Origin of the sequence: Actinomadura sp. NPDC048394 (assembly GCF_040651755.1) — a bacterium.
GTDB lineage: Bacteria > Actinomycetota > Actinomycetes > Streptosporangiales > Streptosporangiaceae > Spirillospora > Spirillospora montaniterrae.
The window spans coordinates 22,423-29,760 of sequence record NZ_JBEZJL010000108.1 but is presented as its reverse complement, the minus strand read 5'-3'; the positions used below and the strand labels follow the sequence as shown (position 1 = coordinate 29,760).

The following is a 7,338-nucleotide window of genomic DNA, read 5'->3' as shown; positions in this document are numbered from 1 at the left end:
GGTCGAGCGGGCCCGCGTACGCCTCGACCTCGGTGAGCCGCGCGGCGACCTCGCCCTCGGGCGTGCGATGCGTGATCACGTGCCCGAGCAGCGAGATGTTGCAGCACCGCCGCCGGGCCGTGATCAGCTCTCGGTGGCACCCCTTTCCGCGAGTTCCGCGATCTCGGGCGGGACGCTCCCGGTGGCGTGGAACGCGCGCCACATCGCCAGGCCCTCCAGCGTGCCGCCGGTGATCTCGCCGAGGAAGGCGCGCACCCAGTCCGCCTCCGCCTGCAGGATGGCCAGGGCGTACTCGGCCTCCAGCAGGAAGACGCGCGGCACCTCGGACTCCGCGGCGAGCGCGGCGCGCTCGCCCGCCATCCGCCGCTCCAGCGCGTCGAGGCGGCGGCGCAGCAGCACGGCGGTCTCGTCCGGGCCGAGCGCGCCGAGCACCGACAGCCCGGCCTCGAGCCGCCGGTGCTCGGTCTCGGGGACCTCGATCAGCTCCCGCACCCAGTCGGCCAGCTCCTCGCGCCCGGCGTCGGTGATCCGGTAGACGGTGCGCTCGGGGCGGGCGCCGTCGCGGACGCTGCCCTCCACCGCCAGGAACCCGTGCTTCTCCAGGTTCCGGACGACCGTGTAGAGCGAGCCCCACTTGATGTCCATGTCGTGGTCCTTGCCACGCGCCTTCATCAGCGAGGCCATCTCGTACGGGTGCATCGGCCTGGCGGAGACCGTCGACAGCACGGCGAGCCCTAGGAGGTTGCTCACCTTCCGCCGCTTCGGCATGCCGGTCTCCTCGTCAACGAATACTCGCGTACGAGTATAAGCAGAAGCGACATATCGCGTCCATGCCCCGGTGGGTCAGAGCAGCGCCGGGGCCAGTTCGCGCCACTGCTCCAGCGGCAGCGCCGCCGGGTCCTCGGTGAGGACCTGGACGCAGACGTGGTCGGCACCTGCGTCCAGGTGCTCCCGCACGCGCTTGCGGATCGCGTCCACGTCACCGTGCGCGACGATGGCGTCCACGAGCCGGTCGCTCGGGCCGCCGCCGGGGCCGCCCGTCATGTCGCCATCGCCGTAGCCGAGCCGCCGCACGCTGGCCCGCTGATGCTCCGCCGCCTGCACGTAGCCGCCGACGTGCGCCCGCGCCACCTCCCGAGCCCGAGCGGTGTCGGTGTCGAGGACGACGGCCTGCTCGACGCCCAGGAACGCGTCCGGGCCCATGGTCTTCCTGGCCCGCACGGTGTGCTCGACGGGCACGAAGTACGGATGCGCGCCCCACGTCCGCTCGGCCGCCAGCTCCAGCATCTTCGGCCCGAGGGCCGCCAGCACGCGGCGCGGCACCGGATCGGCTTCCGGGCTGTGCCGCGGCACCGCGTCCATCGCGTCGAGGTAGTCCCGCATCATCGGCACCGGCCGCCCGACCGGCGGCATCGCGTACCCGTCCAGCTCGCCGGGGTCGCCGACCCGGTGGCCGCCGAGACCGAGCAGGTAGCGGCCCGGGAACGCCTCCCCGAGCGTGCGCTCGGCGCCCGCCATCGCGATCGGGTCGCGGAAGGCGACGTTGGCGATCCCGGACGCGACGGCGATCCGCCGCGTCGCGCCCAGCAGCAGCCACGCCTGGCCGACGGTGTCGCGCCCGAACGCCTCGCCGAACCAGATCGCCCCGAAGCCGAGCTCCTCGATCTCCGCCGCCGCCTCCCGCACCCGTCCCGCCGGCCGCCCGTCGAACGCGAACGTCCAGATCCCGACCCGGCCGAGCCCGTCCCGCTGCATCGCATGCCTCCCGATTTCCGGAGAACTTCTCCGGTTCCTTTCCGGGTACGATACGGAGAACTTCTCCAGTTGGCTACCCGGGCCGCGACGGCCGAGGATGGGGCGATGACCACGGCGGACGAGACGCGCCCCGGGCGCCCGCTGCGCGCGGACGCCCGCCGCAACCGCGAGCGGGTCCTCGCCGCGGCCCGCGAGACGTTCGCCGAGCACGGCCCCGACGCGTCCCTCAACGAGATCGCGCGGCGCGCGGGCGTCGGCCCCGGCACCCTCTACCGGCACTTCCCCACCCGGCAGGCGCTGCTGGCCGCCGTCCTCGCCGACCGCGTCGAGCGGCTGTGCGCGCGGGCGGACCGGCTGATCGCCTCCGAGCCCCCCGCCGCCGCGCTGTCGGGCTGGCTGCGCGCCTTCCTCGACCACGCGAGCGGCGACCACGGGCTCGGCGGGGCGGCGCTGGCGGCGCCGCCTGACCTGGGCTTCGACTGCCACACCGCGATCCGGGAGGCGGCCGGGCGCGTCCTCGCCCACGCCCAGCGGGCGGGCGCGGCGCGTCCCGACGTGACGGCCGCCGACATGATGCAGCTGGTCGTGGGCGTGGCGCTCGCCACCGAGGAGGCGGCGCACGACCCCGCGCAGCCCGGCCGGCTGCTCGCCCTCGTCGAGGACGCCCTGCGCCCCTGAGATCGGCTCCGGGCGGGTAGGAGACGGGCGTGGAGTTCTCGACGGCGGCCGACGAGCTGTACGGCGTCGTGCCGGAGGAGTTCGTTGCGACCCGGACGCGGCTGGCCCGCGAGGCCAAGGCGGAGGGCGACGCGGCGCTCGCCAAGCGGATCGGCGGGCTGCGCCGGCCGACGCTGTCGGCCTGGGCGGTGAACCTGCTGGCCCGGTCGGCGGCCGGCGATCTCGGCCGGCTGCTGGACGTCGGCGCGCGGATGCGGGAGGCGTGGGCCTCGGGCGGCGGGCTCGGCGACCTGGAGCAGCAGCGGGCGCGGCTCGTCGCGGCCCTGCTGCGCCGAGCGGGCGAGATCGCGGCCGAGGCGGGGCGTCCGCTGCGCGACCAGGCCGTCCGCGAGGTCGAGGACACCCTGCAGGCGGCCACCGTGGACGAGGAGGTCGCCGCCGAGGTGCGGGAGGGGCGGCTGCCGCAGCCGCGCAGCCACACCGGTTTCGTCCCGGCGGGCTTCGCCCTCGCCCCGGAGCCGCCGCCGAAGGAGGAGGGAAAGCCCGCCCCACCGGAGAAGCCCGCCCGACGGGAGAAGAAGGCCGAGCGGCCGAAGGTCACGCGGACGAGCGCGGCGCGTGCCCGCCGCGCGGAGACCCTGGCCCGGAAGGCGGACGAGGCCGAGCGCGCCCTGGCGGACCGGACCGAGCGCGCCGACGCGGCGAAGCGGGCGGCGGACGACGCGTCCGCCGAGGTGGGGCGGTTGCGGCACGAGCTGGACCGCGCGACGGCGGAGCGGGACTCGGCGGCGCGCAAGGCGGAGCGGGCCCAGCAGGCGCGCGCCCGCGCGGAGGAGGCGGCGCGGGAGGCGCGGAAGGCGGCGAAGGAGGCGCGCCGCGCCGCCGACCGGGACGCCGCGCACGGCTGACCGGCGCCCGGAACGGAGCGCCAGCGGAGTGCAGGGCACCGGTCAGCCCTATCTCGGGGGTCTGGGGGTCGCCCCCAGAAAAACAACACGCCCGGCGCCCGGAACGGAGCGCCAGCGGAGCGCAGGGCGCCGGTCAGCCCTATCTCGGGGGTCTGGGGGTCGCCCCCCAGAAAAACAACACGACCGGCGCCCGGAACGGAGCGCCGGCGGAGTGCAGGGGCGCCCCGGCGGTGTGGGCGGGTTCCGGGATGAAGTAAGTTCCACTAATAGAACGCGATTCGAGAATCGGGGGGCGCGCGGTGACGGCACCGGTGGTGGAGCAGGCGGCGGAATGGTACGAACCGGGGGCCCATCCGGTGGTGCCCGGCGTGCACCGGATCCCGCTGGCGCTGCCGATCCCGTCGCTGCACGCCGTCAACGTCTACGTCGTCGAGGACGCCGACGGCCCGGTCCTGATCGACTCCGGCTGGGCGATGCCGGACAGCCGCGCGGCGCTCGAGAGCGCGCTCCGCACGCTCGGGCACAAGCCCGAGGACGTGGCGCAGTTCCTCGTCACGCACGCGCACCGGGACCACTACTCGCAGGCGCTCGCGCTGCGCGGCTCGTTCGGCACCCGGGTGCGGATCGGGCGCGGTGAGCGGCCGTCGATCGAGGCGTCCGCCGTCCCGCGCGGCGCGCACGCGCGCCAGATCGAGATGCTCCGCCGCTGCGGCGCCGCCGGGCTCGCCGCGGAGATCGCCGCGATCCCGCGCGACCCCGCCGACGAGGAGGACCCGCTGACCGCGCCCGACGCCTGGCTGGACGACGGGGAGCGGGTCGCGCTCACCGGCCGCGCGCTGGACGTGTTCGCCACGCCCGGGCACACCCGCGGGCACGTGGTGCTGCGGGACGCGGCGGCCGGGCTGCTGTTCGCCGGCGATCACGTCCTGCCGCACATCAGCCCGTCCATCGGCCTGGAGGCCGAGCCGGAGCGGCGGCCGCTGCGCAGCTACCTGGACTCGCTGCGGCTCGTCCGCGACATGGCCGACACGCTGCTGCTGCCCGCGCACGGCCCGGTGACGCCGAGCACCCACGCCCGGATCGACGAGCTGCTGGAGCACCACGCGGCCCGGCTCGACGCCGCCGCCGAGCAGGTCCGTGCGGGGCACGGGACGGCCTTCGCGGTCGCCGGGGCGATGACCTGGACGCGGCGCCGCCGCACGCTCGCCGACCTCGACTCCTTCAGCCGGATGCTCGCCGTGCTGGAGATCGAGGCGCACCTGGACGTGCTGGCCGACCAGGGCGTCCTGGACGCGCACGAGGAGGGCGGCGTCCGCCGCTACGCGCCGCGCGCCTGAAAGACCCGCGGGTCGCGGCCCAGGTGGGCGAGCAGCCGGTCGGCCGGCGCGGCGGTGCCGGGCACCGGGACGGCCGGGGCGAACAGCCCGTCGCGCGTCGCGTCGGTGACCAGCGCCTTGGCGGGGTCCAGCAGCAGCCCGGCGAGGCCCGGCGGGATGGGCCGGGGGCTCCCGGTGGCGCAGCCGATGTCCCAGCCGTGCACGGCGAGCTCGATGGCGCCCGTCATCGCGACCATGACCGCGCGCATCGGGCACCCGCCGACGGTGACCGGCCGGTCGTCGGCGGCGGTCCAGGCGCCGAGGAGCCGGACGGCGCCGGACCGGAGCGCCGCCACCAGCGCGGCGGCCGGGTCGTCCGGCGGCGCGTCGCGGGGCCCGGGCGGCGGCTCCAGCCGGACCGAGCCCGTGTCGACGGCCTCCAGCAGGGCGTCCAGGGAGTCGGCGGTGTGCCGCAGCAGCATCCCGAGATCCCAGCCGCGGCACGGCGTCGCCCGGCCCAGCGCCGCGGGCGTGACGCCCCCGAGCCCGCCGAGCGCATAACCGACGGACCGTTCGAGCAGCGCCACCGTCTCCACCGAACTCATCCCCGCCCTCGCCTTCCGGGGACCGTCCCCACCTGAACTGACCCCGGCGGGACGGGAAAGTCACCGGGCGCGGCCGAGGAGTTTCCCGGTTCCGGGCGCCGGCGGGGCGTCAGGCCCGGTAGCGGCGGCGCGCGTTGCCGGAGAACAGCCGCCGCCGCTCCCCGCCGGACAGCGGCTCGACGATCTCCCGGTAGGCGGTCATGAGCCGCGGGAACGTCCCGGCGAGGCCGTCGACGGGGAAGTTGCTGCCGAAGAAGCACCGCTCGACGCCGAACAGCTCCAGGCAGGTCTCCACGAACGGCCGCAGCCGCGCCGTCTCCAGGGTGCCGAGCGCCATCCCGAGCCCGGAGATCTTGCAGTCGACGTGCGGGAGCGCGGCGAGCCGGGCGACGCCGTCGCGCCACTCGCGGAACTGGTCGGGCGCGTCGCCGTCCGGCCAGCCGGCGTGCTCCAGCACGAACGCGGTGCCGGGCGCGCGTTCGGCGGCGGCCGCGTGGGCGGCGGCGTCGCCGGGGTGGACGACCAGGTCGAAGACCAGGTCCCGCTCGCCGAGCAGCCGGAACAGGCCGCCGGCCGCCGCCGGGTCCAGGCCGTCGAAGACCCTGATGCCGCGGAACGCTGGGCTGGCGGCCTGCGCGTCCAGGTCGGCGGCGACCGCGTCGAGGGGCGCGGACGGGTCGACGGTGCCGATGATCGCGGCGGGGTCGCCGGTGCCGCGGCGCGTCTCGTCCAGCCAGCGGGTCTCGTCCAGGTGGGCGCCCGGCTTCGTCACCGCGGAGACGTGCACGACGCCGGTGATCTCGACGCCGTCCGCCGCCGCGCGGTACCCGTCCGGGAGGTGGTCGCGGACGAGTTCGGGCTTCCACGCGCCCAGCCCCGGATACCAGTCGTTGGCCTCGGGCCGCCAGAAGTGCACGTGGGAGTCGAAGAACTCGAGATCCGCGATCGCCGTCATGCCCTATAAGGACCACGCCGCAGCGGCGCGGCGCAAGGGCGCGTCCCACCGGCCAGGACCCGCCCCGCGGGGTCCGCGAAGCCGCCGGTTAGCATGATCTTCCACGTCCCCCGGCGGAAGGAGCGCCATGACGCTCGCCCCCGAGTCCACCGACGTCGTCGAGATCACCTCCGCGGAGGAGCTGCGCGGGCTGCTCGGCGCCCCGATGCGGCGGGCCATCGACAAGGAGCGCGTGACGCTGCACGACTGGGACCGGGAGTGGCTCGCGCGGTCCCCGTTCTGCCTGATCGCCACCAGCGACGCCGAGGGCAACTGCGACGTCTCCCCCAAGGGCGACCCGCCCGGGTTCGCGCACGTGCTCGACGACACCACGATCGCGATCCCCGACCGGCCCGGCAACCGCCGCGCGGACGGCTTCCTGAACATCCTGAGCAACCCGCACGTGGGGCTGCTCTTCATGGTCCCGCGCCGCAGCGAGACGCTGCGGATCAACGGCCGCGCCCGGCTGGTGCGGGAGGCGCCGTTCTTCGACGACATGGTCGTCAGGGGCCACCGGCCGTCGCTGGCGCTGGTCGTGGACATCGAGCAGATCTTCTTCCACTGCGCGAAGGCGCTGATGCGCTCGAAGATGTGGAAGCCGGAGGAGTGGGCGGAGGACACGCTCCCCTCGCACGCCCGGATCGTCAAGGCCGTCCAGTACACCGAGGAGAGCCTCGAGGAGCTGGAGCGGCACTACGACAGGGCGGTCTACGAGAAGAAGCTCTACGGGGGCTGACGCCCGGCGTCCGCGAGCCCCGGGCCGTGGAACGACCCCCGCGCTGTCGCGCGCGGGGGTCTGCGCGCCGAGCGGCAGGTCAGCCGCTCTTGCGGCGGAACTGGCGCTGGTGGTCGGCGCGCTCGTGCACGCCCTTCACCTTCGACCCGTTCCGTCCCGCCCCGCCGGCGTTCTTCGCCGCCGCGCCGCGCTTGCGCTCCAGGGCCTCCCGGAACCTGCGCTTCACGTCGTCCTCGCCTGTCTCGCCGTCTCCGTTCGGGTCGGTCATGCGGACCTCCAGCTCTCATAGGGGCACCCCTAGCCTCACATACCCGGGGCCCCGGCGGCGATCCGCACCCCCTCCGAA

Annotated in this window: 9 protein-coding genes; 4 read left to right on the top strand and 5 right to left on the bottom strand. The window is 75.7% G+C overall.

From position 1 onward, the window contains the following. Positions 1-123: 123 nt before the first annotated feature. Both AB0C78_RS46100 and AB0C78_RS46095 read right to left on the bottom strand, forming a co-directional pair. On the bottom strand, positions 124-768 hold the full coding sequence (locus tag AB0C78_RS46100) for a PadR family transcriptional regulator (protein WP_360761215.1): 645 nt from the start codon (positions 766-768) through the stop codon (positions 124-126). A gap of 75 nt (positions 769-843) precedes the next feature. Then, positions 844-1,755 carry a TIGR03620 family F420-dependent LLM class oxidoreductase gene (locus tag AB0C78_RS46095; protein WP_360761213.1) on the bottom strand — a complete coding sequence of 304 codons (912 nt, stop codon included), beginning with the start codon at positions 1,753-1,755 and terminating at the stop codon, positions 844-846. Positions 1,756-1,860: 105 nt separating this feature from the next. Here AB0C78_RS46095 and AB0C78_RS46090 point away from each other — a divergent pair, with 105 nt between their 5' ends. From AB0C78_RS46090 to AB0C78_RS46080, 3 genes are all read left to right on the top strand, one after another. Beyond that, positions 1,861-2,433: a helix-turn-helix domain-containing protein gene (locus tag AB0C78_RS46090; RefSeq protein WP_360761211.1), complete on the top strand. Its 573-nt coding sequence runs from the start codon at positions 1,861-1,863 to the stop codon at positions 2,431-2,433. A 29-nt stretch (positions 2,434-2,462) separates the two neighbouring features. Further along, complete coding sequence (locus AB0C78_RS46085) at positions 2,463-3,341, top strand: hypothetical protein (protein WP_360761210.1); 879 nt, start codon at positions 2,463-2,465, stop codon at positions 3,339-3,341. A 299-nt stretch (positions 3,342-3,640) separates the two neighbouring features. Continuing rightward, a complete protein-coding gene (locus AB0C78_RS46080; RefSeq protein WP_360761209.1) occupies positions 3,641-4,678 on the top strand; it encodes an MBL fold metallo-hydrolase in 1,038 nt (345 codons plus the stop codon). Here AB0C78_RS46080 and AB0C78_RS46075 read toward each other — a convergent pair. Together AB0C78_RS46075 and AB0C78_RS46070 are read right to left on the bottom strand one after the other, a co-directional pair. Next, positions 4,660-5,262, bottom strand: a complete 603-nt coding sequence (locus AB0C78_RS46075) for a TIGR03086 family metal-binding protein (protein ID WP_360761207.1) — start codon at positions 5,260-5,262, stop codon at positions 4,660-4,662. The genes AB0C78_RS46080 and AB0C78_RS46075 overlap by 19 nt on opposite strands. Before the next feature lie 109 nt (positions 5,263-5,371). Beyond that, the gene (locus tag AB0C78_RS46070; RefSeq protein ID WP_360761205.1) at positions 5,372-6,217 is read right to left on the bottom strand and encodes an amidohydrolase family protein; all 846 of its coding nucleotides are present in this window, start codon (positions 6,215-6,217) and stop codon (positions 5,372-5,374) included. Positions 6,218-6,344: 127 nt separating this feature from the next. Here AB0C78_RS46070 and AB0C78_RS46065 point away from each other — a divergent pair, with 127 nt between their 5' ends. Next, positions 6,345-6,992: a pyridoxamine 5'-phosphate oxidase family protein gene (locus tag AB0C78_RS46065; RefSeq protein WP_360761203.1), complete on the top strand. Its 648-nt coding sequence runs from the start codon at positions 6,345-6,347 to the stop codon at positions 6,990-6,992. Between the two features lie 79 nt (positions 6,993-7,071). On the opposite strand, the gene AB0C78_RS46060 is transcribed toward AB0C78_RS46065, so the two are convergent. Continuing rightward, on the bottom strand, positions 7,072-7,260 hold the full coding sequence (locus tag AB0C78_RS46060) for a DUF5302 domain-containing protein (protein WP_151543052.1): 189 nt from the start codon (positions 7,258-7,260) through the stop codon (positions 7,072-7,074). Between the last annotated feature and the right edge of the window lie 78 nt (positions 7,261-7,338).